At 74.1% G+C, this 26,414-nt stretch carries 27 protein-coding genes and 1 pseudogene; 17 read left to right on the top strand and 11 right to left on the bottom strand.

The window, feature by feature from the left end:
* Nucleotides 1-41: 41 nt before the first annotated feature.
* Nucleotides 42-992: a LysR family transcriptional regulator gene (locus ACWEVP_RS40615; RefSeq protein WP_452067903.1), complete on the bottom strand. Its 951-nt coding sequence runs from the start codon at nt 990-992 to the stop codon at nt 42-44.
* A gap of 79 nt (nt 993-1,071) precedes the next feature.
* On the opposite strand from ACWEVP_RS40615, the gene ACWEVP_RS40610 reads away from it, so the two are divergent.
* The 11 genes and pseudogenes from ACWEVP_RS40610 (at nt 1,072) to ACWEVP_RS40560 (ending at nt 9,379) form a co-directional block, all read left to right on the top strand.
* Nucleotides 1,072-1,668 carry a sulfite oxidase-like oxidoreductase gene (locus ACWEVP_RS40610; RefSeq protein ID WP_452067902.1) on the top strand — a complete coding sequence of 199 codons (597 nt, stop codon included), beginning with the start codon at nt 1,072-1,074 and terminating at the stop codon, nt 1,666-1,668.
* Entirely contained in the window at nt 1,638-2,369 is a 732-nt protein-coding gene (locus ACWEVP_RS40605) for a ferredoxin reductase (protein ID WP_452067901.1), read from the top strand. The genes ACWEVP_RS40610 and ACWEVP_RS40605 overlap by 31 nt, the downstream gene beginning before the upstream one ends.
* A gap of 1 nt (nt 2,370) precedes the next feature.
* Entirely contained in the window at nt 2,371-2,634 is a 264-nt protein-coding gene (locus tag ACWEVP_RS40600) for a DUF6510 family protein (RefSeq protein ID WP_452067900.1), read from the top strand.
* A 246-nt stretch (nt 2,635-2,880) separates the two neighbouring features.
* Nucleotides 2,881-3,906: an aromatic ring-hydroxylating dioxygenase subunit alpha gene (locus ACWEVP_RS40595; protein WP_452067899.1), complete on the top strand. Its 1,026-nt coding sequence runs from the start codon at nt 2,881-2,883 to the stop codon at nt 3,904-3,906.
* The gene (locus ACWEVP_RS40590; protein WP_452067898.1) at nt 3,903-4,082 is read left to right on the top strand and encodes a hypothetical protein; all 180 of its coding nucleotides are present in this window, start codon (nt 3,903-3,905) and stop codon (nt 4,080-4,082) included. The genes ACWEVP_RS40595 and ACWEVP_RS40590 overlap by 4 nt, the downstream gene beginning before the upstream one ends.
* Nucleotides 4,079-5,020, top strand: coding sequence for a PDR/VanB family oxidoreductase (locus ACWEVP_RS40585; RefSeq protein WP_452067897.1), 942 nt, complete (start codon nt 4,079-4,081; stop codon nt 5,018-5,020). The genes ACWEVP_RS40590 and ACWEVP_RS40585 overlap by 4 nt, the downstream gene beginning before the upstream one ends.
* A 21-nt stretch (nt 5,021-5,041) precedes the next feature.
* Nucleotides 5,042-5,836, top strand: coding sequence for an IclR family transcriptional regulator (locus ACWEVP_RS40580; protein WP_452067896.1), 795 nt, complete (start codon nt 5,042-5,044; stop codon nt 5,834-5,836).
* Between the two features lie 71 nt (nt 5,837-5,907).
* A pseudogene (locus ACWEVP_RS40575) lies at nt 5,908-6,882 on the top strand (serine/threonine-protein kinase).
* 36 nt (nt 6,883-6,918) lie between these two features.
* Nucleotides 6,919-7,128 (top strand): hypothetical protein, encoded by a 210-nt coding sequence (locus ACWEVP_RS40570; RefSeq protein ID WP_452067895.1) that lies wholly within the window; start codon nt 6,919-6,921, stop codon nt 7,126-7,128.
* A gap of 109 nt (nt 7,129-7,237) precedes the next feature.
* Nucleotides 7,238-8,686 carry a helix-turn-helix domain-containing protein gene (locus tag ACWEVP_RS40565; RefSeq protein ID WP_452067894.1) on the top strand — a complete coding sequence of 483 codons (1,449 nt, stop codon included), beginning with the start codon at nt 7,238-7,240 and terminating at the stop codon, nt 8,684-8,686.
* A 303-nt stretch (nt 8,687-8,989) separates the two neighbouring features.
* The gene (locus ACWEVP_RS40560) at nt 8,990-9,379 is read left to right on the top strand and encodes an ATP-binding protein (RefSeq protein WP_452067893.1); all 390 of its coding nucleotides are present in this window, start codon (nt 8,990-8,992) and stop codon (nt 9,377-9,379) included.
* Nucleotides 9,380-9,381: 2 nt separating this feature from the next.
* Here the strand turns inward: ACWEVP_RS40560 and ACWEVP_RS40555 are convergent, their stop codons facing one another.
* The 5 genes from ACWEVP_RS40555 to ACWEVP_RS40535 form a co-directional block, all read right to left on the bottom strand.
* Nucleotides 9,382-10,641, bottom strand: coding sequence for a fatty acid desaturase family protein (locus ACWEVP_RS40555; protein ID WP_452067892.1), 1,260 nt, complete (start codon nt 10,639-10,641; stop codon nt 9,382-9,384).
* Nucleotides 10,642-10,659: 18 nt separating this feature from the next.
* A complete protein-coding gene (locus tag ACWEVP_RS40550; protein ID WP_452067891.1) occupies nt 10,660-11,757 on the bottom strand; it encodes a ferredoxin reductase in 1,098 nt (365 codons plus the stop codon).
* A gap of 100 nt (nt 11,758-11,857) precedes the next feature.
* Nucleotides 11,858-14,620: a helix-turn-helix transcriptional regulator gene (locus ACWEVP_RS40545; protein ID WP_452067890.1), complete on the bottom strand. Its 2,763-nt coding sequence runs from the start codon at nt 14,618-14,620 to the stop codon at nt 11,858-11,860.
* Between the two features lie 70 nt (nt 14,621-14,690).
* Nucleotides 14,691-15,152, bottom strand: a complete 462-nt coding sequence (locus ACWEVP_RS40540; RefSeq protein ID WP_452067889.1) for a hypothetical protein — start codon at nt 15,150-15,152, stop codon at nt 14,691-14,693.
* A 31-nt stretch (nt 15,153-15,183) separates the two neighbouring features.
* Nucleotides 15,184-15,756, bottom strand: a complete 573-nt coding sequence (locus ACWEVP_RS40535; protein ID WP_452067888.1) for a VOC family protein — start codon at nt 15,754-15,756, stop codon at nt 15,184-15,186.
* A gap of 173 nt (nt 15,757-15,929) precedes the next feature.
* Here ACWEVP_RS40535 and ACWEVP_RS40530 point away from each other — a divergent pair, with 173 nt between their 5' ends.
* The 3 genes from ACWEVP_RS40530 to ACWEVP_RS40520 all read left to right on the top strand — a co-directional run bounded on the left by ACWEVP_RS40530 (nt 15,930) and on the right by ACWEVP_RS40520 (nt 18,395).
* Complete coding sequence (locus ACWEVP_RS40530) at nt 15,930-17,129, top strand: FAD-dependent monooxygenase (protein WP_452067887.1); 1,200 nt, start codon at nt 15,930-15,932, stop codon at nt 17,127-17,129.
* A 151-nt stretch (nt 17,130-17,280) separates the two neighbouring features.
* Nucleotides 17,281-17,403 (top strand): hypothetical protein, encoded by a 123-nt coding sequence (locus ACWEVP_RS40525; RefSeq protein ID WP_452067886.1) that lies wholly within the window; start codon nt 17,281-17,283, stop codon nt 17,401-17,403.
* 44 nt (nt 17,404-17,447) lie between these two features.
* A complete protein-coding gene (locus ACWEVP_RS40520) occupies nt 17,448-18,395 on the top strand; it encodes an NAD(+)/NADH kinase (protein WP_452067885.1) in 948 nt (315 codons plus the stop codon).
* A 210-nt stretch (nt 18,396-18,605) separates the two neighbouring features.
* Here ACWEVP_RS40520 and ACWEVP_RS40515 read toward each other — a convergent pair whose 3' ends face one another.
* From ACWEVP_RS40515 to ACWEVP_RS40505, 3 genes are read right to left on the bottom strand one after another with little or no spacing between them, the layout of a single operon-like run.
* Nucleotides 18,606-20,684: an iron ABC transporter permease gene (locus ACWEVP_RS40515; RefSeq protein WP_452067884.1), complete on the bottom strand. Its 2,079-nt coding sequence runs from the start codon at nt 20,682-20,684 to the stop codon at nt 18,606-18,608.
* Nucleotides 20,684-21,661: an ABC transporter substrate-binding protein gene (locus ACWEVP_RS40510; protein WP_452067883.1), complete on the bottom strand. Its 978-nt coding sequence runs from the start codon at nt 21,659-21,661 to the stop codon at nt 20,684-20,686. Before ACWEVP_RS40510 ends, ACWEVP_RS40515 begins: the two co-directional genes overlap by 1 nt.
* 21 nt (nt 21,662-21,682) lie before the next feature.
* Nucleotides 21,683-22,510: an ABC transporter ATP-binding protein gene (locus tag ACWEVP_RS40505; protein WP_452067882.1), complete on the bottom strand. Its 828-nt coding sequence runs from the start codon at nt 22,508-22,510 to the stop codon at nt 21,683-21,685.
* Nucleotides 22,511-22,619: 109 nt separating this feature from the next.
* Here ACWEVP_RS40505 and ACWEVP_RS40500 point away from each other — a divergent pair, with 109 nt between their 5' ends.
* The 3 genes from ACWEVP_RS40500 (at nt 22,620) to ACWEVP_RS40490 (ending at nt 24,210) form a co-directional block, all read left to right on the top strand.
* Complete coding sequence (locus ACWEVP_RS40500) at nt 22,620-22,754, top strand: NPCBM/NEW2 domain-containing protein (protein ID WP_452067881.1); 135 nt, start codon at nt 22,620-22,622, stop codon at nt 22,752-22,754.
* A 72-nt stretch (nt 22,755-22,826) separates the two neighbouring features.
* Nucleotides 22,827-23,462, top strand: coding sequence for a GntR family transcriptional regulator (locus tag ACWEVP_RS40495; RefSeq protein ID WP_452067880.1), 636 nt, complete (start codon nt 22,827-22,829; stop codon nt 23,460-23,462).
* Between the two features lie 25 nt (nt 23,463-23,487).
* On the top strand, nt 23,488-24,210 hold the full coding sequence (locus ACWEVP_RS40490) for a haloacid dehalogenase type II (protein ID WP_452067879.1): 723 nt from the start codon (nt 23,488-23,490) through the stop codon (nt 24,208-24,210).
* A 4-nt stretch (nt 24,211-24,214) separates the two neighbouring features.
* Here ACWEVP_RS40490 and ACWEVP_RS40485 read toward each other — a convergent pair whose 3' ends face one another.
* Nucleotides 24,215-25,771, bottom strand: coding sequence for a long-chain-fatty-acid--CoA ligase (locus ACWEVP_RS40485; RefSeq protein ID WP_452067878.1), 1,557 nt, complete (start codon nt 25,769-25,771; stop codon nt 24,215-24,217).
* Nucleotides 25,772-25,831: 60 nt separating this feature from the next.
* Nucleotides 25,832-26,401, bottom strand: coding sequence for a G/U mismatch-specific DNA glycosylase (gene mug / locus ACWEVP_RS40480; protein WP_452067877.1), 570 nt, complete (start codon nt 26,399-26,401; stop codon nt 25,832-25,834).
* Nucleotides 26,402-26,414 lie beyond the last annotated feature (13 nt).

The raw sequence follows: 26,414 nt of genomic DNA, 5'->3' as shown, positions 1-26,414 counted from the left end.
CCCGGAAATAGACAATCGGGCTGCGGAACCATCAGTGTGGCTTATACCCGGAGGTCGCGGGCGAGGTCGGTCAGCACGGTCCGGAGCCAGCGGTGGGCCGGGTCGCCGTCGTGGCCGGCGTGCCACCAGAACCGTTCGACGATCGGCTCCGGATCACCGGGACACGGCAGGACCCGCAGGCCGAGCCGGTCGGCGACGCGCGTCGCGAGGCGTTCCTGCAGCAGGGCGACGCGGTCGGTGCCCGCGACGAAGTGGGGCACGGCCTGGTAGCTCTCGACGCGGACCCGGATGCGCGGCTGAATGCCGAAGAGCGCGAGCTGGCGGCCCATCGGCGCGGCGGGCGGGAACCCCCGGTCCGGGTGGAACGGCGCGACCCACGGCATCGCGGCGAGCTGCTCGAGGCCGAGCTCGTCGCCCCGCACGGACGGGTTCGCCGCATCGACGACGCAGACCCAGCGGTCGGTGAACAACGCGACCGACCGCACGTCGGGCAGCTCGAACCGGCTGACCGGGGGCGCCACCATCCCGTCGATCAGCCGGATCGTGTCGGCGATGTCGCTGGCGAACGCCTCCCGGACCAGCCGGACGTGCAGCCGGACGTCCGGCGCCTGCGCGGCGAGCAGCGCCGACAGCCGTGAACCCAGTACCTCGATCGTGTAGTCCGCCATGACCAGCGTGAACTCGCGGGCGGACGAGCCGGGGTCGAAGTCGTGGCCGGTGCCGAAGAGCCGCTCCGCGCCGGTGCACACCGCTTCGACCTGGTCGGCCAGCTGCGCGGCCAGTGCGGACAGCACGTAGCCGTTCCCCGACCGCACCAGCAGTTCGTCACCGAAGTGCCGCCGCAGCCGGGCGAGCGCGGCACTCGCCGCGGGCTGCGTCACCCCGAGCCGGGCCGCCGCGCGGGTGACGTTCCGCTCGCCGAGGAGCTCGCGCAGGACCACCAGCAGGTTGAGGTCCAGGTTCGCCAGGTGCACCGCGGAGTGCCTCGCCACGGTGGGACTATAAATCAGGCTGACACCCGTTGCGGGCCCGTGGCGGGTTAAGGTGAGCGCCCGACGAGAGGGGAGTGCCTTGGCCGTGTTCAGCCGGGGGTTCCAAGGGCGGCGCGAGCGCGACGCCGGCCTGCCGCCGGGCCAGTACCTCACCGACGACTTCCCCGTCCTCTCGGCGGGACCGACCCCGCCGGTGACCGTCGACGACTGGTCGTTCACGGTCACCACGGAAGCGGGCGAGCGGACTTCGTGGAACTGGGCCGAGCTGACGGCGCTGCCCGCCGAGGAGCCGACCGTCGACATCCACTGCGTGACCCGCTGGTCGAAGCTCGGCACGACCTGGCGTGGCGTGTCGCTCGACGTGCTGCTGGCCGACGTCGAGACCGCCGCCGACTACGCGATGGTGCACAGTTCCGGCGGCTACACCACGAACCTCCCCCTGGAAGACCTGCTCGACGGCAAGGCGTGGATCGCCTACGAGTTCGAGGGCGAGCCCCTCGAACCGGTGCACGGCGGGCCCGCGCGGCTGCTCGTGCCGCACCTGTACTTCTGGAAGTCCGCCAAGTGGGTCAGCGGCCTGGAGCTGCTGCCCGACGACGAGCCCGGGTTCTGGGAAGAGCTCGGCTACCACAACTACGGAGACCCGTGGCGGGAACAACGCTACGACGGCGACTAGGCCGCCGCCGCCTCACCGCCCGGCTCGTCGAAACCCGCGACGAGACGGCCACCGCGCGCACCCTCCGCTTCGCCGTGCCGGACTGGCCGGGGCACCTCGCCGGGCAGCACGTCGACATCCGGCTCACCGCCGAGGACGGCTACACCGCGCAGCGCAGCTACTCGCTGTCCGCGCCCGCCGACGGCGAGTTCGTCGAGGTGACCGTCCAGCTGGTGCCCGGCGGGGAAGTCTCGCCCTACCTGGTGCGCGACCTCGAGGTCGGCGACGACGTCGAGGTGCTCGGCCCGCTGGGCGGCTGGTTCGTGTGGCGGCCGGAGCAGCCGGAGCCGGTCCTGCTGATCGGCGGCGGCTCGGGTGTCGCCCCGCTGATGGCGATGGTGCGCGCCCGCCCGGCGACCGCGCCACCGTTCCGGCTGCTCTACTCGGCCCGGACCCCGGCCGACGTGTACTTCGCCGACGAACTGGACGGACCGGAGCGGGTCGTGCTGTACACGCGGGAAGCGCCGGACGGCGTCGGCCGTGTGCCCCACCGGATCGACGCCGCCGACCTGACGGCGCACGGGATCCCGGCTTCCGAGGAGCCGACGTGCTACGTGTGCGGGCCGACGCCGTTCGTCGAGACGGTCACCGGGTTGCTGGTCGGCGCCGGGCACGACCCCGGCCGCGTGCGCGCGGAGCGGTTCGGAGCGAGCGGAGGGTGAGATGACGGACGCACACATCGACGGGAACGTCCTGGCGGGCCCGCTGAGCAGCGTGTTCACCGCCGACGTCACGAGCGCGACGGCGGTCTGCGCCGGGTGCGGCCGGACCGATCGCCTCGCCGCGGCGGCGGTGTACGGCGCCCCGATGGGGTACATCGCGCGGTGCCCCGGCTGCGACCAGGTGCTGCTGCGATACGCCGAAGGCCCCGCCGGCGCCACGCTCGACATGCGCGGGATCGCCACGCTCCGGCTGACGACGGGCTGACCTCCGCTTTCCCGGCGGGCGGAAGTCACCGCCCGCCAAGGGATTTCGTCAGTGGTGACTGTCCTGGCGGGACACTTCCGGTCGCTGCCTGCCCGCGAACGTGGGGTCGTACGTCGAACGCCGTGCCGGGAAGGGCGATTTCGTGACCGGGCGGGCTTTTCAGCCAGTGAAAAGCGGGATGGCCGCCGCGACGGCCGGGTGGGAGCTTCGGGTGGCGACCCCCGACCGAAGGAGCTCTGAGGCGTGATGGCAGCGTTCGCCCGAAACCAGTGGTACGTCGCCGCTTACGGCCGCGAGGTGGGGCGTGAGCTGTTCGCCCGCACGGTGCTCGGCGAGCCGATCGTGTTCTACCGCACCGAATCCGGCGAAGTCACCGCGCTCGCCGACCGCTGCGTGCACCGCCGCTACCCGCTGTCGGAGAGCCGCCTCGACGGCGACCGGATCATCTGCGGCTACCACGGCTTCACCTACGACCGCGCCGGTTCGTGCGTGGCCGTTCCGGGACAGAAACGGATTCCCCGCACCGCACGGGTTCCGGCCTACCCCGTGGTCGAGCAGGACTCGTTCGTCTGGGTCTGGATCGGCGACCGCGACCTGGCCGACCCGGCCGCGATCCCGCGCGCGCCGTGGCTCGCCGACCCGGCCTACACCACCGTGAGCGGGATGGAACCGCTCGCCGCGCGCTACGAACTGCTCGTGGACAACCTGCTCGACCTGTCCCACGAGACCTACCTGCACGGCGGCTACATCGGGACGCCGGAGGTCGCCGAAACGCCCATCACCACCGAGGTCGACGAAGACCGCGGCATCATCTACGTCAGCAGGCACATGGCCGACGCCGAGTGCCCGTCGTTCTACGCGAAGTCGACCGGCATCGAAGGCCGGATCACGCGCTGGCAGGACATCGAGTACCACCCGCCGTGCCTGTACCTGCTGCACAGCCGGATCGCGCCCGTCGGCGTGCTGCCCGACGACGACGGGACCGATCCCGACGGGTTCCACGTCGAGGTCGTCTACGCCATCACCCCGGAGACCGAGCACAGCACGCACGACTTCTGGGCCGTGGCCCGGGACTTCGCCCTCGAGGACCAGGGCGTGTCGGACTTCCTGGCCGAGAACAACCGCACGGTCGTGCTGCAGGACGTGCGCGCCCTCGACGTCCTCGAACGCGTCATCGCCACCGAACCCGAGGGCTACCAGGAGCTTTCGGTCAACATCGACACCGGGGGACTGGCCGCGCGGCGCATCCTCGCGAAGCTGGCGGCCTCGTGAGCGCGCGCGTGGCGATGCTGTCCGGGGACGCGGTGGTCCGCATCCACTGGAAGCTCGGCACCGACGTGCTCGTCGGGGTGTGCCACTGCGGCGCCGAGCACGAGTCGGAGGACCCCGTCCGGCTGTGGGACTGGCTGCTGGCCCACCCCGTCGGCCACGAGGCGGGGGACCGATGAGCGGTTCGCCCGACCCGGAGCTGGACGTGGTGCTGGCGGCCAAGGAGCGCCTCGCCGACGACGTCGTGCGGCTGACCCTGCGCGCCCCGGACGGCGCGGCGCTGCCCGCGTGGGAGCCGGGGGCGCACCTGGACCTGGTGCTGGGCCCCGGGCTCGTGCGGCAGTACTCGCTGTGCGGAGACCCGGCCGACCGGTCCGCGCTGCAGGTGGCCGTGCTGCGGGAACCGGAGGGCCGGGGCGGGTCGGCCCACGTCCACGAGCGGCTGGCGGACGGCGAGACGCTGCGCGTGCGCGGCCCGCGCAACCACTTCGCGCTCGAACCGGCGGCGCACTACCTGTTCGTCGCGGGCGGGATCGGCATCACGCCGCTGGTGCCGATGGTCGCCGCGGCCGAGGCGGCGGGTGCGCGGTGGCGGCTGCTGTACGGCGGCCGCACGCGGGCGTCGATGGCGTTCGCGGCCGAGCTGCGGGACCGCTACGGCGACCGCGTCGAGCTGGTGCCGCAGGACGAGCGCGGTCTGCTCGACCTGGACGCGGCACTGGCCGCCGAGCCGGGCGCGGCCGTGTACTGCTGCGGGCCGGAGCCGCTGCTGGCGGCGGTGGAAGAGCGGTGCGCACCCGGCACGCTGCACGTGGAGCGGTTCACGGCCAAACCGGACAGCGGGGCGCAAGCCGCGTTCGAGATCGAGCTCGCGCAGTCGGGACGGACCCTCGCGGTGCCCGCGGACCGGTCGGTGCTCGAGGTGGTGGAGGAGGCCGGCGTGCCGGTCCTGTCGTCGTGCCGGGAAGGCACGTGCGGGACGTGCGAGACCGGCGTCCTGGCGGGCGTGCCCGACCACCGCGACGCCGTGCTCACCGCGGCCGAGCAGGAGGCCGGCGACGTGATGATGATCTGCGTGTCGCGCTGCGCCGGCCCGCGGCTGGTACTGGACCTGTGACGCGCCGGGTAGCGTGAGGCGATGACCCGGCGAGCCGAGCACGGCGCCGGCACCTCGGTGACGAGCAAGGTGCTGGCGCTGCTCGAGGCGTTCACGCCGGAGGCCACCGAGCTCAGCCTGAGCGAGCTGGCCCGCCGCTCGGGCGTCTCGCTCGCCACCGCGCACCGCCGCGCGGCCGAGCTGGTGGAATGGGGCGCGCTGGAGCGCGACGCCGCGGGCCGCTACCGCGTCGGGCTGCGGCTGTGGGAGGTGGCGTCGCTCGCGCCGCGCGGGCTGGGCCTGCGTGACGCGGCCATGCCGTTCCTCGAAGACCTGTACGAGGTGACCCACGAAAACGTCCAGCTGGCGGTGCGCGAAGGCCTCGAGGTGGTGTTCGTCGAGCGCATCGCCGGGCGCGACGCGGTCCCGGTCTGGACCCGCGTCGGCGGCCGGTTCGCCCTGCACGCCACCGGGGTCGGGCTCGTCCTGCTGGCCCACGCGCCCGCGGCCGTGCAGGAGGAGGTGCTCGGCGGGACCCTGCGGACCTTCACCGGGAAGACCGTCTCCGACCTCGCCCGGCTGCGCCGCATGCTCGCCGACGTCCGCAAGCTCGGCTACTCGGTGAGCGACGGCCAGGTGACCGTCGACGCCCTTTCCGTCGGCGCGCCCGTTTTCGCCGCCGACGGAACCCTCGCGGCGGCGGTCTCGCTCGTCGTGCGGACCGGCAGCGCGGCGCCGGGCGCGCTGGCGCCGTTGGTGATGGCGGCGGCCAGGGGGATCGGCCGGGCGCTGGCGGGCGGATCGCCGCGGGTGTTCCCCGCCGGGCGGCCGAGGTGATCGCCGCGACCAGGCACGAGTGACACTTTTGCGTGAATTGCCCCGAAGGGTGACCGAACGACACCTGGAGCGTGCCCGGGTACGCCGAAGTGGACGTGCTCGGCAGCGGCGGCTTCGGGCGGGTCGTGCTGGCCAAGCACGAGGCCTCCGGGACGCTGGCGGCGATCAAGTACCTGCGTGCGGAGTTCCTCGCCGACGCGCGGATCGCCGACGGGTTCCGGCGGGAGGCGTGGCTGCTCTCCGGTGTGCGGAGCCCGCACGTCGTCCGGCTCTTCGACTTCGTCTAGACACCCCAGGGCGCCGCCCTGGTCATGGAAGCGGTGCCCGGCGTGTCGCTGCGCGCACTGCCGGTGACGGAGAACGTCCTGGCGCCCGAGGCGGCGCTGGCGATCCTGAAGGGTTCACTGCTCGGCCTCGCCGACGCGCACGCGGCCGGCGTCGTCCACCGGGACTACAAGCCGGGCAACGTGCTCGTGTCGCGGGAGGGCGAGTCGAAGCTGGTCGACTTCGGACTGGCCACTTTGGACGGACACAACGGACTGACCGCGGGCTCCCCGTCCTACCTGGCGCCGGAGCAGTGGGCGGGGCAGCCGGGCGTGCCCGCCACCGACGTGTACGCGGCCACGTGCGTGTTCTACCAGTGCGTCACCGGACAGCGGCCGTTCGAGGCGGACACGAGCGAGCAGCTGCGCGCCCTGCACGGGGGCGCGCCGGTGCCGGTGGCCGCGGTGCCCGAGGCCCTGCTCCAGTACCCGCAGGTGTCCGGCGGCGCCGACGCCGCGGTCCGGCAGCGGATCAACGACGCCCTGCGGGCGCCGGTCGACGAGCGGCTGAAGTCCCTCCACCGATGCTGGGCAAGACGGCGCCGGCCGCGCCGTCGACGACCGCGCCGCCGGCTACGGAGCGGCCCGCCGACGGGAGCACGTACACGAACACCCGGTTCGGGTTCAGCACGCCGGTGCCGCCGGGCTACACGGCGTCGTCGTGGGTCCCCGAGAACGGCGAAGGGCGGCGGTTCACCGACGCCGCGCTCGGCGCGACGCTGACGGTCTGGGGAACCAACGCGGCGGGTGTGCGGCCGGGTGACGTTCCGCTCCGCCGACCGGACCGGCTACACAGTGTCCGGCTTCCAGCGGGACGGAAGGATCTTCTACGAGCACGAGGCCATCGGCCCCAGGGCGGCGGCCGGGCTGCGCTGGGTCTACCCGGCCGCTCGCAAGGCGGAGCTCGACAAGCCCGTCACGGACACGGTGAAAGGCATCGCGCCCGGGGATCTCTCCCAGCCGCACTGAGCGGCTCCCGCGCCGGGACAACGCCTTCACGCGCTTCTTCCGGTCGAGAGCCGCTCCCGTTAAGGTGAAATCCGCGTGCCAGGGGGTGGTCGACGGTGGGCCAGGTCGGGTGACCGCGGCAATCGGCTCCGCCGATCGGGCCGGGGACATCGTCGCGCTGAGCCGGCTGGCCACGGAGCCCGGCGCCGTGGGGGCGATGCTCGACTGGCTCGCGACGCGCACCGGTGGCACCGCCGCGCTGATCGACGTCGGCGGCAGAACCCTTGCGGCGCCGGCGAACCGCGCCGCCCCGCCCCCGCCGGTCCTGGCCGGGGCCGCCGCCGCGGCCGCCGGAATGCACCGGCGCGGGACGCCCTCGGCGGTGCTGTGCGCGGACCCGGACACCATCGACGTCGTCCGCCTCGGCACCGGCGACGAGCCCTACCTGGTCGTCGCCCACCGGGCGGAACGACGGCACAGTGCCCTGCTCGCCGACGCCGCCCGCATCCTCGGCCTGTGCTGGCGGGTGGCGGAAGCCGACCGGACCCGCCTCCGGGTCACGGCGGCGATGACGCGCAGCCGCGAAGCCGTGCTCCACCTGCTCATGGCCGGCAGCTTGGCCGCCGCGCGGCGGGTGGCCGCGGCCCTGGGGCCCCGGCTGCCGAACGTGGCCCGCGTGTTCGTCGTCGAGTGTCCGCCCGGCCGACGGCTCGAGGTCGCCGACCGGATCGAACGGTTCGCGCGGGGGCGGGCGTGGATCGTCCCCTGTCCCGTCCGTCCCCACCACCTCATCGCGCTCGTGCCCCTGGAGCGGGCGCACCGCGGCCGGCCGCTGGACCTGCTGATCGCCGAACGCGCCCCGGAGGCGCGGATCGGCGCGAGCCAGGAGCTGCCGCTGCGCGAGACGGCGCTCGGGTACGAACAGGCGTTCCACGCGCTGGCGGTGGCCCGCGGCGTGCCCGGCCGGTACGCGCGGTTCGACCGGCGCACCGACCTCACGCCGTTCCTCGGCGGCCGCGGCCCCGCCTGGGCGGCGGGGTTCCTGGCGCCGTGCCTGAGCCACGTCCCGGCGCGGCGGGCCGACCCCGGCGCCGAGGAGCTCCTGGCCACGGTGAACTCCTGGCTCACCTTCGAAGGCGGCGCCTGTCACCACCTGAAGATCCACCGCAACACGCTGTCCGCGCGCTTGCACCTGCTCGAGAACCTGCTCGGCCTCGACTTCACCCGGGTCGCCGACCAGTCGGCCGCCTGGCTCGCCCTGCGCCTGCACGCAGCCGGCCGGACGACCACCGCGCCACCGGAAGCCGGCACGCTGGAGAGCCTGCTGGCCACCCCGGGCGCGGTCGTCTGGGCGCGGTCCCAGCTGCTCGCCCTCGACCCGGCCGGCGTCGAGACGGTCCGGACCTGGCTGCGCGCCGACGCCCGGCTGCCCGCCACCGCCGCGGCCCTCGGTATTTCGGCGCCGGCGGCGCGCAAGCGGCTGGCCAGGATCGAGCGGGTGCTGGGGCGTTCGCTTCTGCACGCGCCGAGCGCGAAGCCCGAGCTGTGGCTGGCGATGCGGGCTCTCGGGGAGCTCTGACGCGGGCTCACTGGTCACCGGGAAACCAGGGCGGCCACTCACTGTGCAGTCCGTGACTCGTCAGGCCGGGCGGCGGCGGGCAAGGTTTGCCACGGCGGTCGGAGGGACGGCAGGACCAGGACCAGGACCAGCGAGGGGGAAGAGCATGCCGAACAGCAGGACGCGCGCGTCGATCGGCGCGGCGCTGACGACGGGGGTCGTGGGCGCGGCAGGCTGAACTCACCGGCGCGCATGTTCGTGACGGCTCCCGGCTGGGTAGTACCTCCAGCGACGATCAGCTGCCGTGACGAAAGGCGACCGCCGATGACGACGCACCAGCTTCCCCGGGCGGACGAGCAGCTGCGCGTCGTCGCGCTCGAGGTCGCCGACGACCTCGGCGACGTCGCCGAGGTCCGTGCCTGGGCCGAGCGCCTCCTGGCCGACCTGCCCGACGATCGGCGGCGCGTCGCCGTCTGGGTCGTCGAAGAGCTCGCCACGAACGCTCTGCTCCACGGCGAGCCGCCGCGGCAGGTCCGGCTGCTGCGGCGGCCCGGGTGGCTGTGCGTCGAGGTCGACGACGGCTGCCTGGACACCGCCTGCGTGCGCCGGTCCGGGGGCGGGGGACTGCGGGCGGTCGCCGCGGTGAGCGTCACCTGGGGCCAGTGGCAGCGCAGCACCGGGAAGACCGTCTGGGCCGAGATCGCGCTTCCCTGAGGTCAGGCGGCGCGGGCCCGCTCCTCGCCGCGGTAGGGGCCGGGCTTCGGGCGGGGCTCGCCGCCCGGGAACGCCAGGCGCAGGATCGTGCGGTGCACCGTGCCGAGCTGGCGGGACAGCGGTCCGGTGTTGTACGGCAGGCCGTAGCGCCGGCAGATGTCCTTGACCCGCGGGGCGATCTCGGCGTAGCGGCTGCTGGGCATGTCCGGGAACAGGTGGTGTTCGACCTGGTAGCCGAGGTTGCCGCTCATGAGGTGGAACAGCGGCGAGCCGGTGATGTTGGCCGCGCCGACGAGCTGCCGGACGTACCAGCCGCCGCGGGTCTCGTCGCGGACCTCCTCCTGGCTGAAGGTGTAGGTCTGGTCGGGGAAGTGGCCGCAGAAGATGATCGAGTGCGCCCACACGTTGCGGATGATGTTGGCGGTGAAGTCCGCCCAGAACGTCGCCGCGAACGTGCCGCCGCCCTCCTCGCGGGCGGCCGCGAGCTGGGCGCGGACCGCTCCCTTGAACCGCTTGCCGCGGACGCGGTCGGCCAGGACCCGGCGCCGCGACCGGGGTTCCGGGCGCACGAGCCGTCCCACGGCGGTCGCGGCGAGGGCGCTCACCAGCGGCCAGCCGACGTAGTCCTTCAGGATCTGGTCGCGGGCCTTGCCCGAGATGCCCTTGATGTCGTGCCACACGTCCTTCAGCGGCTTCTCGCCCGCGCGGATGGCTTCGACGTCGAGGTCGTGGACCGCGACCCCCCATTCGAAGAAGGCCATCAGCAGCAGGTTGTAGAACGGCTGGGCCAGGTACGCGGGGTGCCACTTCTGGTGCGGGTCGATGCGCATGATCTCGTAACCGAGATCCTTGTCCTTACCGCGGATGTTCGTGTACGTGTGGTGGATGTAGTTGTGCGAATGCTTCCACGCCGTCGCGGTCGAGGCGGTGTCCCAGTCCCAAGTGGACGAATGGATCGACGGGTCGTTCATCCAGTCCCACTGGCCGTGCAGGACGTTGTGCCCGATCTCCATGTTCTCCAGGATCTTCGCGACCGCCAGGCAGCCGGTGCCCGCCGCCCAGGCCGCCTTGGACCGGGAACCCAGCAGGAGGGCCCGGCCGGCCACCGCGATCTGCCGGTGCAGCCGGATGACGCCCTTGATGTATCGGCGGTCGCGCTCGCCGAGGTCGGCGCGGACGTCGTCGTGGATGGCGTCGAATTCGCGGGCGAGTTCGGCGAGGCGGTCCGCGCTCAGGTGGGCGAACGGGTGCGTTGGTGTCATGGTTTCCTTTCTGGCGCTTCAGAGCTCGACCGTGACCCGGCCTTCGGCGCCGTGCACGCAGGTGCGCACGATCTCGTTGTGCTTCTCGCTGACGACGTTCGTGCGCAGGTCGCGGATCCGGCCTTCCCGGATCGGCAGGACGCACGTGTGGCACACCCCGACCCGGCAGCCGAAGGGCATGTCGATGCCCGCTTCCTCGCCGGCGGCGAGGATCGGCGTGCCGGGCGGGCAGTCCGCGTCGAGGTTGTGGTGGGCGAAGTGCACCGTGCCGCCGGACCCGTCGGCGCCTTCGCCGCCGACGATGGGCTGGAACCGCTCGTGGTGCAGCCGTTCGACGGCACCGTGGCGCTTCCAGTGCGCCTGCAGCGCGTCGAGCAGTTCGCCCGGGCCGCAGGCGTAGGTCTCCCGCTCGGGCCAGTCCGGGCACAGGGTGTCCAGCTCGGCCGGGGTGAACCGGCCGTCCCGGCCGGTGATGCGCAGCTCGAGCCGGAAGCCGTCGTGGCGCTGCTCGAGCTCGGCCAGCTCGTCACCGAAGATGACGCCGTCGGCCTCCCGCGCCGAATGGACGTGCACGACGTCGCGCAGCCCCGGACCCGGCGCCAGGTGCCGCAGCATGCTCATGACCGGGGTGATGCCGCTGCCCGCCGTGACGAACAGCAGGCCGCGCTCGAGCCGCTCCGGCAGGGTGAACGAGCCTTCGACCTCGCCCAGCCGGACGAGCTCGCCGGGCCGCGCCCGCTCGACCAGGTACGGCGAGACGACCCCGCCGTCGACCCGCTTCGGCGTGACCGAGATCAGCCCGTCCGCGCGGTCCGGGCTCGACGTCAGCGAGTACGCGCGCCAGTGGTGCACGCCGTCGATGACGACGCCCAGCCGCACGTACTGCCCGGGCCGGTGCCCGACCCAGTCGTAGCCGGGGCGGATCAGCACCGTGGCCGCGCCGCCGCGCTCGGGTTCGACCCGCTCGACGCGTCCGCGCAGCTCACGGGTCGACCAGAGCGGGTTGATCAGGTCGAGGTAGTCGTCCGGCCGCAGGGGGGTGAACAGCCAGCGCAGCGCGCGCAGGGCCCGGCGCCGCAGCGGCGACACCGGCGGGCGCATCCCCACTTCGGCCATCACGCACCACCCCGCACGGGACGGGCGGTGCCGGCTTCGAAGGTGACCATGCCCATTGAGTGTACGGGCGTGCACTCAACTTGCAGGATGAAGCCGGCGGCTACGTGCCGGCGCCGGCGAGGACGACGTCGCGCAGCTGGCGGCGGGAGCTGATGCCCAGCTTCGGGAAGATCTTGCGCAGGTGCCATTCGACCGTGCGCGGGCTGAGGAAGAGCCGGGTGCCGATTTCGGGGTTCGAATAGCCTTCCCCGGCGAGCCGGGCGATCTGGAACTCCTGCGCGGTGAGCTCGCCCGTGGTCTCCACCGTGCGCTTCCGCGTGGTCTCCCCGGTCGCCTGCAGCTCGCGCCGCGCCCGGTCGGCGAACGCCTCCAGCCCCATGGCGGAGAACTGCTCGTCGGCCGTGTGCAGGTGCGTCCGGGCGGCCACGCGGTGGCCTTCCCGGCGCAGCCACTCGCCGTAGAGCAGGTGGCTGCGGGCGAGGTCGGCGCGCAGCGGGGTCCCGTCGAGGTGCTCGATCGACTCGCGGTAGCAGCGGTCGGCGTCCGGACCGGTGCCGCACAACGCACGCACGCGGGCGTCGAGTCCCCGCGCTTCCGCGGTCCGGGCCGCCGAAGCGCGCTCGGCCGACCGGGCGGCCGCGGCCCGGAGCTGCTCCTCGTCCCCGGTCCGGGACGCCGCCTCGGCCAGCTCGGTGGTGACCAGGCCCTGGAACCCCACCACGTCCTGGTCGAACACCCGGCGGGCGGCGGCCAGTGCGGCGTCGTGGCGGCCGAGGCCGTTGTACAGCACCGCCCGGCCGTAGTCGGCGAAGGTCACCAGCCGGAGCTGCCCGCGGGCCGACGCTTCCCGCGTGGTGTCCTCGAACAGCTCCGCCGCCGGGGTCTCGCGCCCGCGGAACGCGGCGACCAGCATCGCGGCGTAGCCGACCGGCGCGTTGCCGGTCGCTTCGGCGATCACCCGGTCCTCCTCGGCCGAGGCCGCCGCCGCGGTCAGCTCGCCCGCGAGCAGCTCGTTGACGGCCAGGAAGTTGAGGGCGAACTGCAGCTGCACGAGCGCGCCGGCGTCCCGGGCCAGCTGGACCTGACGCGTGGCGAACGCCCGTGCCGCCGCGAAGTCCGCCGCTTCGGTGGCGACCATGCCGCCCGCCCGGTTGCCCAGCAGCCAGAGCACCCGCCCGGTGTCCTCGGTGCCGACGTCCAGCGCGTGGACTGCCGCCACCGCCCGGGCGAGCAGCGGTGCCGCGGCCTGGTGACCGTCGGTGAGCCGGGTGGCCAGCGCGTCCAGGACGAGGTCGACCGCGCGCGGCGGCACCGGCGCCGGGGGCGCGGCCCGGGTGGCCTCGGCCGCCGCCACGAGACCGGCCCGGTCCGAACCGGCCCACAGCGCCGCCGCCAGTGCCTCCAGGTACGTCTCGCGGGCCCGGTTCGCGTCGAGCGGGGAGAGCCGTTCGGCCGCGCGGAGCAGGAGCCGGGCCGCGTCGCCACCGCGTCGCCGGTCGAACGCGATCTGCCCGCGCAGGTGCTCGGCTTCGGCGGCGCGCCCGGCGTCCGGCGGCCCGGCCGCCACCGAGTCGAGGAGGCCGAGTGCCGCGTCGAGCGCGCCGGCGTCGCGCTTGACCGCGGCCGCCGCCAGTTCGCGCTGCGCGCGCCGGGCGGGTTCGGGTGTCAGGACGGCCGCCTGCTCGAGGAACGCGGCCGCCGCGACCAGGCCGCCGCGGGCCCGGGCGCGGCCCGCCGAGCGTTCGAGACCGGCCGCCACGTCTTCGTCCGGGGAGACGGTCGCCTGCCCGCGGTGCCAGGCCCGGCGGTCGGGGTCGCGGCCCGGGTCGGTCACGTCCGCCAGTGCCCGGTGCACGTCCTGGCGGTCCTGCGGCGGCGCCGACCGGTAGACCGCCGACCGCACCAGCGGGTGGCGGAACCGGATCCGGCGGCCGAACTCGATCAGCCCGGTCGCTTCCGCCGCGGCCGCGGGGTCGGCGCCGAGCCCGAGCTTGCCGGCCGCGGCCCACAGCAGGGTGGCGTCGCCGAGCGGCTCGGCGGCGGCGATGAGCAGGAGCCGCCGCGTGTCGGCGGGCAGCGGCTCGAGCTGCTTGACGAAGCACTCTTCGATGCGGCCGGCCAGCGGCATCGCCTCGTGCCGGGCGAACCCGTCGGCCGGCCCGTCCGCCGTCCAGGTGCGGGGCAGCTCCAGCAGCGCGAGCGGGTTGCCGTGGGTTTCGGCGACGATCCGGGCGCGGACGCGGCTGTCCACCGGTCCCTTGAGCACCGAGGCCAGCAGCGCCTCGGAGTCGGCTTCGCCCAGCCCGCCGATCGGCAGTTCCGGCAGCCCGGCCAGGTCGGGCTCGCGGCCGGGCTCCCGCACCGCGAAGACCACCGCGATCCGTTCGGCGAGGAGCCGGCGGGCGGCGAAGGCGAGGACCAGCGCCGACATCCGGTCGAGCCACTGCGCGTCGTCGACCAGGCAGAGCAGCGGCTGCTCCTCGGCCACGTCGGCGAGCAGCGTGAGCACCGCCAGCCCGACCAGGAACCGGGTCGGGCGGGCGCCGGCACTCAGCCCGAAGGCCGTGGCGAGCGCGTCGCGCTGCGGTTCGGGCAGCCGGTCGAGCCGGTCGAAGAACGGCGCGCACAGCTGGTGCAGCCCGGCGTAGGCGAGCACCTGCTCGGCTTCGACACCGGCGGCGCGCGCGACCCGGAACCCCGGGGCCTGCGCGTGCGCGTACTCCAGCAGCGCGGTCTTGCCGATCCCGGCCTCGCCGCGCAGGACCAGCACCTGACCCTGTCCCGAGCGCGCACCGGCGAGGAGGCGGTCGAGAGCGGCGCGTTCGCCGTGCCGGCCGATCAGCGCCGGCTCACGCCCCGGCATGCGAACCTCCCACGACCGCCCGGCGACGGCCGTGCCGGGTCACCGAACCCTAGCGCAGCCGGCCGGCGCCTCACGCGTCGTCGCGGGCGCCCGCGTACCGCGCTTCGACGGCCTTGGCGGTCTTCGCCAGTTCCCCGCCGAGCACCCGCTTGCCCAGCACGCCGAGCAGGGCGCCGAGCAGCCGGCCCTTGAGGTTCTTGCCTTCCCGCACCACCACGGCGTCGACCTCGGTGGTGCCGTCCGGCAGCCGGGTGAAGGTGTAGGTGTGGCCCGAGGCGCCGCCCCAGGTGTTGGAGTCGGTCGTCCGCATCACGACCCGGGCCGGATCGGACCAGTCGTAGTCCAGCCGCTCCCAGATGCCGCCGGATCCTTCGGTGACGTCGGCGTGGCCGGGGCTCCGGTCGTGCACCTTCAGGTAGTCGTTCGCGCTGCGGCCGAAGAGCTTCGCGCGCTCGGGGCCGAAATCGGTCAGTGCGGCCAGGAACTGCTCCGGGGTGGCGGTGGTCGCCTGGCGCAGGTGGATCGTGGACATCTTTCCGGTCTCCTCGGTGGTGATGGGGGGTTCAGGCGTCCTGGTGCTCGGCCATGTACCGGGCGTACCACTCCGGCCAGTTCTCGTCGTACTCGCCGGTCTCCTTCTCGTGCTCGCCGTGCGCGGCCGCGGCCTCGCGCAGCGCCGCCTCGAGCTGCTGCGTGGAGCCGTAGCTCACCCCGTCGACGCGGCCCGGGAAGCGGGTGGTGATCTCCTGCAGCAGCCAGGTGTTGCCGTCGGGGTCGTGGAAGGAGGCGAACGACGAGTAGGTGCCGCGGTCGGGGTGCGCGCCCGGGGCGAACGCGCCCGTCGCGTCGCGGTGGAACACCTCGCTGACGTCGACGCCGTGGCCGGCGAGCTCGGCGCGGGCGGCCTCGATGTCGTCGACGACGAGGTAGGTGCCGCGGACCGACCCGGGGGCGGCGTCGGTGAGGCCGGTGCCGAAGTGGACCGAGGCCGCCGAGCCCGGCGGGGTGAGCTGCACGACGCGGGACGCGCCGAAGTCGATGTCGGCGTCTTCGCGCCAGCCGAGGGTCTTGTAGAAGTGCTTGGTCCGGTCGACGTCGGTGACGGGCAGGACCACGACCTCGAGCTTCATGTCCATGATCGGGACTCCTGGATGGGGGTGGCGGCGGGGTTCGCCGCGCTGTGCCTTCACTGTGCTCCGGTCCGGCCCCCGTGGCCCCAGGGAGACACCCTGGCCGACCCCCGGGCCCGGGCCCGGGATCCCGCTACGATCCGGGGGGTCGACGAGGACCGGTGAACAGGGGGGACGCGATGAGTGGTGTCAAGGTGCTGGTGGCCGGAGCGAGCATCGCGGGGCCGGCGATCGCGCACTGGCTGCGGCGGCGGGGGGCCGAGGTGACCGTCGTGGAACGGGCGCCCGCGCTGCGTCCCGGCGGGCAGGCCGTGGACGCGCGCGGGGTCACCAGGGAAGTCATCCGGCGGATGGGGCTGGACGCGGCCGTGCGCGCGGCCCGCACCGAGACCGCCGGCGCGCACACCGTGGCGGCGGACGGGACCGTGCTGGAGACCTTCCGCGCGGAGGACGACGGCGGCGACGGCTACATCTCGGAGATCGAGATCCTGCGCGGCGACCTTTCCCGGGTGCTCTACGACGACACCCGCGACGGTGTCGAGTACGTCTTCGGCGACCGGATCGCCGAACTGACCCAGGACGGCGACGGCGTCGACGTGGTCTTCGCGGGCGGCGACCGGCGGCGTTACGACTTCGTGGTCGGGGCGGACGGGCTGCACTCGGCGGTGCGGGCGATGGTGTTCGGGCCGCCCGAGGAGTGCGTCCGCCACCTCGGGCACGTGCTGGCCTTCTACAGCGTGCCCAACGAGTTCGGGCTCGACACGTATGTGCTCGAGCACCAGGAGCCCGGGCGCTCGGCGATGCTGCGGCCGATCGGGGACGCCACCCGCGCGATGGCCATGTTCTCTTTCGTGTCGCCCGATTTCGACGTCGACTACCGGGACGTCGAGGCCCAGAAGCGCCTGCTGCGCGAGCGGGTGGCGGGCCTGGGCTGGCTGACCCCGCGGCTGCTCGAGCACCTGGACGACACGCCCGACTTCTACCTCGACCAGGTCGCCCAGGTGGTGCTGGACCGCTGGTCGAGCGGCCGGGTGGTGCTGCTCGGGGACGCGGCGTTCAGCTCGTCGCCGCTGTCGGGGCAGGGCACCGGCCTGGCCCTGGTCGGCGCCTACCTGCTGGCCGGCGAGCTGGCGGCCACGGGGTGGGACCCGGCGGCCGCGTTCGCGGGGTACGAACGGCGGATGCGGCCGTTCGTCGAGGCCAACCAGGAGATCGGCCGGCTGCACGCCGAGATGCGCGGCCTCCCGGACCCGGACGCCGGACCGAGCCCGGAGCCCGACATGGAGGCGCTCGGCGCCTTGGTCGAGCGCGCGCTCAACGGGGTCGAGCTGCCGGACTACGCCGGGGTGCCGGACTCGGGAGCGTCGGTCGCCTCGTAGGCCTCCGGTCGCGCCGCGCTCGCCCGGGCGGCGAGATTGGTCGCGACTCGGTCGAGGTGCTCGGTTGTTGCGGCGCGGTGCCGGACTCCGGAGCCTCGGTCACCTCGTAGGCTCCCGGTCGCGCGCTCGTCCGGGCGGCGAGATTGGTTCGGTGGTGGAGTTCGGGATCGTCGGTGTCGGTGTGGTGGCGCATCGGCGGAAGCCGGTGCGCGGCTCGGTCGAGCTGCCGGACTACGCCGGGGTGCCGGACTCGGGAGCGTCGGTCGCCTCGTAGGCCTCCGGTCGCGCCGCGCTCGCCCGGGCGGCCAGAATGATCCGGTGGCGGAATCCGAGATCACCCGCGTCGGCGTCGTCGCGCATCCGCGGAAGCCGGTGCGCGACTCGGTCGACGTCCTCGTCTCCCACGCCGCGCGGCACGGGGTCGAACTGCTGGTGCGGGAAACCGATGCCGCGCAGGTCGGGGCCGGCGCGGCGGTCGTGTCCGACGCCGATTTCGCGGCCGGCGTGGACGCCATCGTCAGTCTCGGCGGGGACGGGACGATGCTGGGCGCGCTGCGGCTGGCCGTGGACCGGCCGGTGCCGGTGCTCGGGGTCAACTACGGCAACGTCGGGTTCCTCGTGGAAATCGCGCCGCCGGAGCTCGCCGGGGCACTGGAACGGCTGCACGCCGGGGACTTCGAGGTCGAGCCGCACAGCTGCGTCGCGCTCGAGGAGGGCGGTGCGGCGGTGGTCGCGTTCAACGACGTGGTCGTCGGCGGGGCCGAGCCCGGGGCGACGGTCGAGGTCGACCTGCTGGTCGACGGGACTCAGTTCGGGTACTACCGCTGTGACGCGCTGATCCTGAGCACGCCGACCGGTTCGACGGCCTACAACTACGCCGCCGGCGGCCCGGTGATCTCCCCGGCGGCGGAGGTGCTGGCGGTGACGCCGGTCGCGTCGATGTCGGGCGTCAGCCGCTCGATCGTGCTGCCGGCCCGCGACGTCGTCACGCTGCGCGGAGTCGCCGGCAGCGCGCCGCCGATGCTGCGCGTCGACGGCAACGCCTGGCGGCCGCTGGAGCCGGCCACCCCGCTGACGGCGGCCCTGCGCCCGGACGCCGCCCAGGTCGTGCGGCTCGATCCCGGCCGGCACGCCCAGCGCAGCCGCGTCAAGCTCAGCCTCCTCGACCTGCCGTTGCGGCCCGAGCAGATGGCCGAACTCCTCCCGGCGGAGATGCGGGAAGACCTGGCCCGGCTGCGGAAACGCCGTCAGCTGCCGGAGCGCTAGCCGCCCAGGCGGACGGCGCTGTCCTCCGCCGGTGCCCGCCGCGGCGACGATCGCCTGCTGGATCGCGCCGTGGGTCTCGGTCAGCCGCCGCCACGACGGCGGGCCCACGAACGCCTTGCCGCCGCGCCGGCGCGACACACCGTGTCCACCTCGAGCACCCGGGCGAGCTGCCGGCCACGGTGCGCGAGGTCGTCGCCCGCTGAACGCGCGTCAGCGACCCCGCGTGCGGTGCCGGTACAGCAGCCACACGAAGTACGGCGCGCCGAGGAGCGCCGTCATCAGGCCGGCCGGGAGCTGGGCCGGTGCGATGACCGTGCGGCCCACCGTGTCCGCCGCGCAGACCAGGATCGCGCCCAGCAGCGCCGCGGCCGGCAGCAGACGCGAGTGCCTGCTGCCCACGACCGCGCGGGCCGCGTGCGGCGCGACCAGGCCGACGAAGCTCAGCACGCCGATCCCCGCGACCGCCGCGCCGGTCAGCAGGACGGCGCACGACAACAGCAGCAACCGCGACCGCGCGACCGGCACGCCCAGCACCCGGGGCGTTTCGTCGTCGAGGGACAGCAGGTCGAGCTCGCGGCGCATCCGGACCAGCACCGGCGCCACCAGCAGCACCGCCAGCGCCATCGGCACCAGGTGGGTGAAGGCGCGGCCGTAGGTCGAGCCGCCCAGCCAGGTCAGCGCCTTGGTCTCGTTCCACGGGTCGGACAGCGTGATCAGCAGCGTCACCAGCGCCTGCGACGCCGCGTGCACGCCGAAGCCGATCAGCACCAGGCGTTCGCTGGTGAAACCGCCGCGCGCCGCCACGGCGAAGACCACCGCCATCGCCAAGGCGGCACCCAGGCCGGCGGACCCGGTGAGGGTCCAGAACCCGACGCCGGAAACCAGCGTGATCACGGCGACCGCGCCGAGGCCCGCCCCGCCGACCACCCCGATCATCCCCGGCTCGGCCAGCGGGTTGCGGGCGACCGCCTGGGTGAGCGCGCCGCCCAGGGCCAGCGCCGCGCCCGCCAGCAACGCGGCCGCCACGCGGGGGACGCGGGTGTCCAGCACGCCGGTGACGATCGGGCCCGCGTGGCCGGTGACCCAGTTGACGACGTCGCCCAGCAGCAGCTTCGCGTCCCCGAGCAGGACCGCTCCCACGGCGACGCCGATCGTCACGAGCGCCAGCACACCGAGGAGCACGCCGTACCGGAGCGCGCTCACCCCGCCGCGCGCGCCGGCCGCCGGGGGTTCGGCGGTCGCGGACGTGATCCGGGCGCCGCGGGCCAGGACCACGAGGAACAGCGCGCCGAGGATGGTCGTCACGACGCCGGTCGGCACCGCCAAGGCCCGCTGGGGGCCGGCGATCGCGCGGAGCAGCACGTCGGCGCCCAGCAGGAGCGTCGCGCCCAGGGCCGCGGCGAACGGGAGCAGCGCGGCGTGGCGGTGCAGACCCGGTACCGCGGACGCGAGCAGCCGGGCCAGCGCGGGCGCGGCGAGGCCGACGAACCCGATGGGGCCCGCCAGGGTCACCGCGGCCGCGGCCGGCAGCACGGCCAGCGCGATCGCCGCGACGCGAGTCCGTCCGATGTGGACACCCAGCGTCCTGGCGTGGTCGTCGCCGACGTGGATCAGGTCGAGCCGCCGCGCCATCGCGAGCAGCAGGGCCACCGCCACGCCGACGACGGGACCGAGCGTGCGGACCCCGCCGAGCCCGTTCTGCTCCAGCGCCCCCTCGCCCCACGCGAACAGGCCGCGGGTTTCCTGCGCGTACAACAGGAGCAGCACCTGGGTCACCGAAATCAGGGCGAGCGAGATCGCGGTGCCCGCCAGCACCAGCCGCACGATCCCGGTGCCCGCGGTGCCCGACAGCGCGAGCACGACCACGGCCGCGGCGAGCCCGCCCGCGAACGCGACACCGGTCGCGCCGAGCAGGGGCAGCGAGACGCCGAATGCGGCGACGGCGACCACGGCGAGGTGCGCGCCGGCGTTGACGGCGAGGGTGTCCGGCGACGCCAACGTGTTGCGGGACACCGATTGCAGCACCGCACCGGCCACGCCGAGCGCGCCCCCGACGACCAGCGCCGCGAGCAGGCGCGGCAGCCGTGACTCGACGACCACGGCGGTCGTGTCGCCGGCCGCGCCGCCGAACACGAGCCGCAGCACGTCGAGCGGGTCGAGGTTCGCGGTGCCCTGGGTCAGGTGCACCGCCGAGCCCAGCAGGAGCAGGACGGCGAGCCCGCCGCCCAGCAGCGCGAGCCGCCCGTGCCGCCGGACGGCGACCACGGGCGGCCCGGTCAGGGTGGCCACTACCCCTTCAGCGCGGCGACGGCCGCGTCGACGAACTGCGCCATGGACTTCGGGCCACCGAACATCCACAGGGAGTCGGGGAAGCGGTGCACCTTGCCGCTCTTGACGAACGGCAGGTTCTGCCAGATCGCGTTGCCGGCGAGCTGTTGCTGGTAGGGGTCGCCGTCGGCGTCGTTGGCCAGGTACCAGAAGCGCACGTCGGGCAGCTGCGTCAGGCCTTCGACGTCGGCCTGCCCGAGCCCGTAGGCGGGGTCGCCCGCCATCGTCCACGCGGTTTCGAGGCCGAGCCGCGCGAACACCGCCGACACCAGCGCGCCCTTGGTGTAGGGCCGGATGCTGACCGAGCCGGACGTGACGTAGGCGTCGGAGAAGGCGACCTTCTGCCCGGCGGCGCCGAGTTTCTCGACCTCGGCCTTGCCCGCGGTGAGCTTCTGCTCGAACCCGGACTTCAGCTGCACGGCCCTGGTTTCGGTGCCGGTGGCTTTCGCGATGACGTCCAGGCCGGCGTACATCCCGGCGACCGGGTCCTGGGCGTTGCCGCCGGTGATGACGATGACCGGCACCTTCGCCTCGATCTGCTCGAGCGCGCCCTCGGTCACGCTGTCGGTGACGACGACGAGGTCCAGCCCCAGCGAGCCGAGCGTGTCGAGGCTCGGCTCCCCGCGGGTGCCGATGTCCTTCGGGGTGCCGTCGAGCGGAGCGGCGCTCACCCACTGGCCGTAGCCCTTGATGTCGGCCACGCCGACCGGCATGACGCCGAGCGACACCAGGTGCTCCACGGCGTTCCACTCGGTCGCCGCGACGCGCTTGGCCGGGTGGGGCAGCTTGACCTCCTTGCCCCGGGAGTCGACGACCATGACCGGGCCGGCGGCGTTGGTGGTGGCCGCGGTGCTGGTGGGCTCCTCGGTGGTGCCGCAGGCGGCCACGAAGAACGTGGCGGCCGCGGACAGGCCGAGGAGCATCCGGGTGATCCGCATGTTTCTCCTGTTTTCGATGGGTCAGACCGGCGCGGTGTCGTTGAAGCGGCCGACCGCGCGGGTGTGGATCCGGCCGTCGGCGGGGTCGAGCACGACGTCCACGCGGATGCCGTAGGCCCGGCTGAGGTTCGCCGAGGTCAGCACGTCGGCGGGGGAGCCGTCGGCGGTGACGCGGCCGTCCTCGAGCAGCAGCACCCGGTCGGCGACGGCGGCGGCCTGGTCGAGGTCGTGCAGCACGACGCCGACACCGACGTCGTGCCGGTCGGCGAGGTCGCGGACGACGTCGAGGATCTCCACCTGGTAGCGCAGGTCGAGGAAGGTCGTGGGCTCGTCGAGCAGCAGCAGCGCGGTGTCCTGGGCCAGGCAGCTCGCGAGCCACACCCGCTGCGCCTGCCCGCCGGAAAGGGCCTGCACCGGCCGGTCGGCGAGCGCGGTCAGGCCGGTCAGCGCGAGCGCCCGCTCGACGGCGGCGGGGCCCTCGGGGTCGCGGCCGCCCCACCGGGACCGGTGCGGGTGCCTGCCGAACTCGACCAGCTCCCGCACGCTCACCCCACCGGGCGCGGTCCGTTGCTGCGACAGCAGGGTGATCCGCCTGGCAACGTCCTTTCCGGACAGTGCACGCAGGTCGGCGCCATCGCCGAAGGTGACCACCCCGGCGACGGGCGGGTGCAGCCGCGCGAGCGCCCGCAGCAAGGTCGACTTCCCGCTGCCGTTCGGCCCGATCAGCGCGGTGACGGTACCGGCGCGAAGGGAGACGGACGCGCCACGCACGACGACATCGCTCCCGTAGGCGACGTCGAGCTCGCGGGCGTGGACACCGGTATCGGCGCGGCGGGGGACGACGGACACGGGAGAACGATAAGGTCAGGCTTACCTAACCAACAAGGTGGCGGGCAGCACACCGGAGGGTGTTCCGGGTCATCGGCGACGGCGTCGAGCTGGAGGCCGCCGGCGACCTGTGCCACGCGACGCCGCGCAGCACCTGGTCGTGCCGGTGACGGGCGTGCAGGTCGTGGCGCTCGCGGTGGACGGCGCGAGCGACGGCTCGGCCGGTGACCGGGGCGACTGGCTGTCGCCCTGCATCAGCTGCTGACGTTCCCGGCCGGGCCCGCGGGCACGTGCCAGACTGGTGCCCGTCCGGCCCGGCTGTGGGAAAGGGGACCCCGTGACCGTGCCTCTGCGCGGCATCAGCACGCGCGACGCCCTCGTCGGGGAGATCCGGCGGCACATCCTCAGCGGCGACCTCAAGCCGGGGGAGCCGCTCACCGAGGTCGGCCTGGCGAGCATGTTCGGCGTCGCGCGCCCGACCGTGCGCTCGGCCCTGCAGGAGCTCCTGGCCCGCAACCTCGCCGAGCGGTCGGCGGGACGTTCGCTGCGCGTCCCGGTGTTCACCGCCGACGACGTCCGGGACCTGTTCTTCGTCCGCACGCCGCTCGAGCTCGAGGCGGTCCGGCGCATCGTCGCCGGGCGGCGTCCGGTCGACGCCGCCGAAGCGGGTCTCGCCGCGATGGAAGCCCTGGCACCCGGGGCGAGCTGGGGCGAGCGGGTCGACGCGCACACGAAGTTCCACGTCGCGCTGATCGGCTGCGCCGGCAGCCCGCGGCTCGACCGGATCTACCCGGCGATGCAGGAGGAGATGCAGCTCTGCCTGGCCCGGCTCAGCGATTCCTACCCGCGGGCGGGCGACCTGGCGGCGGAGCACCGGGCGCTGCTGGACGCCGTGCGCTCCGGGGACGAAGGCCGCGCGGTCGCGGCGATGCGCGAGCACCTGGAGCACGCGCTGGACGGGCTGGTCGGCTGACGGCCATTGTTATACTGTCATACACATGGTGGACTTGACGGGCTTCAAGGCGCTCAGCTTCGACTGCTACGGCACCCTGATCGACTGGGAGGCGGGCATCGCCGCCGTCCTGGCGCCGTGGGCCGCCGAGCGGGGCCTCGGCCTCTCCGACGAGGAACTGCTGGTCGCCTACGCCGAGCACGAGGCCGCCGTCGAACGGGAAGCGCCGGCCACGCGGTACCCGGAGGTCTTGGCGGAGGCGTTCCGCCGCACGGGGGCCGGCCTCGGCGCCGGCGTGAGCGCCGAGTGGGCCCGCCGGCTGGGCGAGTCCGTGCCGGACTGGCCCGCGTTCCCGGACTCGGCCGGCGCGCTCGCGCGGCTCGCCGGGCACTACCGGCTGATCATCCTGTCGAACGTGCACCGCGACGGGTTCGCGGGCAGCAACAAGCACCTGCGGGGCACCTTCGCCGCGATCATCACGGCCGAGGACGTCGGCGCCTACAAACCGGCCGCGAACCACTTCCGCGCGCTCGAGGAGACGTTGCCGTCCTTGGGCGTGGCCCGCGCGGAACTGCTGCACGTGGCGCAAAGCCTGTTCCACGACCACGTTCCCGCGAAACGCGAAGGGCTGCCGTCGGTGTGGATCGACCGCCGCCACGACCGGCCGGGCTGGGGCGCCACGCCCGATCCGGGCGGGGACTGGTCGTACGACCTGGAGTTCCCGTCGATGGGCGCCTTCGCGGACGCCGTCGACAAGGCTTTCGCCTGACCGCTCAGACCACAGTGGACAGAGCGGTGTAGGCGATGTCCGGCCCCGTGCGCTCCCACACCACGCCGGGGCAGTCCGCGCCCTCCGCCGAGAGCTGCCGCTTGACGACCTTGAACGTCGATGTCCGGGGCAGGTCCCGGACCGTGCGCACGTACCTGGGCACCTGTTTGGGCCCGAGATCCGGCTGGCCGGCGAGGAAACGGCCGAACTCGGCGGGGTCCAGGGGAGTGCCGCCGGTGACGATGGCGGCCATCACCTGGTCCCCGGTCACCGGGTCGGGTACCGCGTAGACGGCGGCGTCGGTGATCGCCGGGTGCCGCAGCAGGATCCGCTCGATCGGTGCGGTGCCGAGGTTCTCCCCGTCGACGCGGAGCCAGTCGCCGAGCCGGCCGGCGAAGTAGCAGAAGCCGTCGGCGTCGGCGTAGGCGAGATCGCCGGTGTGGAACCGGCCGCCGCGCAGGCGTTCCGCGTCCGCCGCGGGATCCCGGTACCAGCCGGCGCCCGCGGTGTTGACCAGTTCGCCGACCGCTTCTCCGGCGTTCACGAGCCGGCCGTCGGCGGCGAACTCGGCCGGTGGGCAGGGCAGGCCCGTGTGCGGGTGCAGGATGGCCACGTCGGGCGTCGGGCGGCCGAGTGAGCCCGGCGGGGTGTCATCGGTGCGCGCGAACCCGATGCCGCCTTCGGTGGAGCCGAACGCGTCGACCACCTTGCAGCCGAAGCGCTTCTCGAACGCGGCCAGGTCGGCGGCGGCTCCTTCGTTGCCGTAGACGAGGCGCAGCGAGTTGTCCGCGTCGTCGGGACGCGGTGGCGTGGCGACGACGTAGGACAGGGGCTTGCCCACATAGTTGGCGTAGGTGACGCCGAACTTCCGCACGTCGGGCAGGAAGCCGGACGCGGAGAACCGGCGGCGCAGGGCGATCGCCGCGCCCGCCGCGAGCCCGACCGCCCAGCCGGCCATGACGGCGTTGGAGTGGAACATCGGCATCGCGACGTACACGGTGTCCGACGCGGACAACCGGAAGCGTTCGGCGAGCATCGCGCCGGGGAAGGCGATCTTGCCGTGGGTGCAGCGGACGGCCTTCGGGTCGCCGCTGGTGCCGGAGGTGAAGATCAGCATGAGCAGGTCGTCGGGGGCGGCGGGGACGGGGTCGGCCGGGTCGGCGGCCGGTGGCCACGACCCGAGGTCCCGCACGGGGATCCCGCCGAGGTCCAGCCCGGCCAGGAGGGGCTCGTACTTCGGCTCGGCGAGGACGACCTGGCAGTCGGCGAGCCGGACGTCCCGCGCGAGCGCCGCACCGCGCCGGGTGGGGTTGAGCCCGACGAGCACCGCCCCGGCGAACGCGCAGGCGCCGAGCAGAACCGAGAACGCCGGCACGTTGTCGGCGAGTACGCCCACGTGCGGCGGTTTGTCCCAGTCCAGCGCGTCCCGGAGGCCTGCCGCGCACCGCGCGGAAGCCCGGACGTGCTCGGCCCACGTCAGGGTCTCGTCTTCGAACCGCAGGCCGGGGCGTTCGTCCCCGGCGCGGGCCAGGAGGAGCTCGGTCACGGTCGGAACGCTCATCCGCGCACCTCCAGGCGGTCAGAAGTGAAACACGTTCTACTTCTAGCACGGTGTCCGCCGTCAGGTCCACCGGTCGCCGAGGAGGGCGGAGCGGTCGGGGACGCCGGCGGCGACGCGCAGCCGGGCGAATTCGCGCGCCAGGGCCTCGGGTGGGTAGTGCGCGTTGAGGCCGCTGGGGTTGGGCACGATCCACACGCGGGCACCGCCGATCGTTTCGGCCTGCTCACCGAGTCGGGCCCGGGGTGCCCCGAATGCCGCCCGGTAGCCGGTCACGCCCAGCATCGCCAGCCAGTCCGGCCCGATCGCGGCGATCCGCGCGGCCAGGTCCCGGCCGCCGGTCACGAGCTCTTCGCGCGTCAGCTGCGCGGCGCGGGCCGTGGGGCGGCGCACGATGCTGGTGATGCCCAGCCCCCAGCCCGGCAGGAGCCCTTCCTCCTCGGCGCTCAGCCGCCGGGGTGTGAACCCGGCGCGGTGCAGCGCGGGCCAGAACCGGTTGCCCGGCGTGGAAAAGCTGTGCCCGGCCGCCGCCGACGAGAGGCCGGGGTTGATGCCGACGAACACGACCCGCAACCCCTCGGCGAGCACGTCCGGCAGGACGGCGTTCGGTGGGGGCTCACCCGGTTTACGCACGCCCCCATCGAAC

Source organism: Amycolatopsis sp. NPDC003865 (assembly GCF_053605345.1).
The sequence above is the reverse complement of the archived record's forward strand: the minus strand, read 5'-3'. Positions and strand labels throughout refer to the sequence as shown.

What these genes read in the sequence shown, in the direction of transcription:
- ACWEVP_RS40540 (WP_452067889.1), bottom strand. Translation starts at nt 15,152, where the DNA reads ATGTCCACGATCCACCTGCGCCAGGCGACCACCGCCACCCCGGAGCAG.
- ACWEVP_RS40600 (WP_452067900.1), top strand. Translation starts at nt 2,371, where the DNA reads ATGACGGACGCACACATCGACGGGAACGTCCTGGCGGGCCCGCTGAGC.
- ACWEVP_RS40550 (WP_452067891.1), bottom strand. Translation starts at nt 11,757, where the DNA reads ATGGCCGAAGTGGGGATGCGCCCGCCGGTGTCGCCGCTGCGGCGCCGG.
- ACWEVP_RS40555 (WP_452067892.1), bottom strand. Translation starts at nt 10,641, where the DNA reads ATGACACCAACGCACCCGTTCGCCCACCTGAGCGCGGACCGCCTCGCC.
- ACWEVP_RS40585 (WP_452067897.1), top strand. Translation starts at nt 4,079, where the DNA reads ATGAGCGGTTCGCCCGACCCGGAGCTGGACGTGGTGCTGGCGGCCAAG.
- ACWEVP_RS40560 (WP_452067893.1), top strand. Translation starts at nt 8,990, where the DNA reads ATGACGACGCACCAGCTTCCCCGGGCGGACGAGCAGCTGCGCGTCGTC.
- ACWEVP_RS40510 (WP_452067883.1), bottom strand. Translation starts at nt 21,661, where the DNA reads ATGCGGATCACCCGGATGCTCCTCGGCCTGTCCGCGGCCGCCACGTTC.
- ACWEVP_RS40485 (WP_452067878.1), bottom strand. Translation starts at nt 25,771, where the DNA reads ATGAGCGTTCCGACCGTGACCGAGCTCCTCCTGGCCCGCGCCGGGGAC.
- ACWEVP_RS40535 (WP_452067888.1), bottom strand. Translation starts at nt 15,756, where the DNA reads ATGGACATGAAGCTCGAGGTCGTGGTCCTGCCCGTCACCGACGTCGAC.
- ACWEVP_RS40545 (WP_452067890.1), bottom strand. Translation starts at nt 14,620, where the DNA reads ATGCCGGGGCGTGAGCCGGCGCTGATCGGCCGGCACGGCGAACGCGCC.
- ACWEVP_RS40490 (WP_452067879.1), top strand. Translation starts at nt 23,488, where the DNA reads ATGGTGGACTTGACGGGCTTCAAGGCGCTCAGCTTCGACTGCTACGGC.
- ACWEVP_RS40595 (WP_452067899.1), top strand. Translation starts at nt 2,881, where the DNA reads ATGGCAGCGTTCGCCCGAAACCAGTGGTACGTCGCCGCTTACGGCCGC.
- ACWEVP_RS40530 (WP_452067887.1), top strand. Translation starts at nt 15,930, where the DNA reads ATGAGTGGTGTCAAGGTGCTGGTGGCCGGAGCGAGCATCGCGGGGCCG.
- ACWEVP_RS40580 (WP_452067896.1), top strand. Translation starts at nt 5,042, where the DNA reads ATGACCCGGCGAGCCGAGCACGGCGCCGGCACCTCGGTGACGAGCAAG.